At 66.7% G+C, this 315-nt stretch carries 1 protein-coding gene; it reads left to right on the top strand.

Going from position 1 to position 315, the window contains the following annotated elements; genetic code table 11:
* Positions 1-315: nicotinate-nucleotide--dimethylbenzimidazole phosphoribosyltransferase (locus ACQ4LH_RS21580; protein WP_430698998.1), on the top strand; the 315-nt coding region annotated here is incomplete at both ends.

The raw sequence follows: 315 nt of genomic DNA, 5'->3' as shown, positions 1-315 counted from the left end.
GGCTCGGAGATGTGTATAAGAGACAGGCCCTGCAGCGGCGCGGTGCCTTGGCCAGCTTATGGCTGATTGCGGCGCTGGTGAGCATTATCGGCGGGCGGGTGATTCCGTTCTTTACCCAACGCGGCCTTAATCGAGCGGAGCCTGCTGCACCGCGGCCGCGCCTGGATCTGCTGGTGCTGCTGTTGTCGCTAAGCCTGGCGCTGCTGTTTGCCCACACTGGCGCCGAGCCCGGCCATCAGCGGGTGCTCAAGGCGCTGCAAGCCGAGCCGCTGCTCGACCTGGGCCTGCGTCTGGGCGAGGGCAGTGGTGCTGCTC

This window comes from Pseudomonas peli, from assembly GCF_050563605.1.
Taxonomy (GTDB): domain Bacteria; phylum Pseudomonadota; class Gammaproteobacteria; order Pseudomonadales; family Pseudomonadaceae; genus Aquipseudomonas; species Aquipseudomonas peli_A.
The sequence above is the reverse complement of the archived record's forward strand: the minus strand, read 5'-3'. Positions and strand labels throughout refer to the sequence as shown.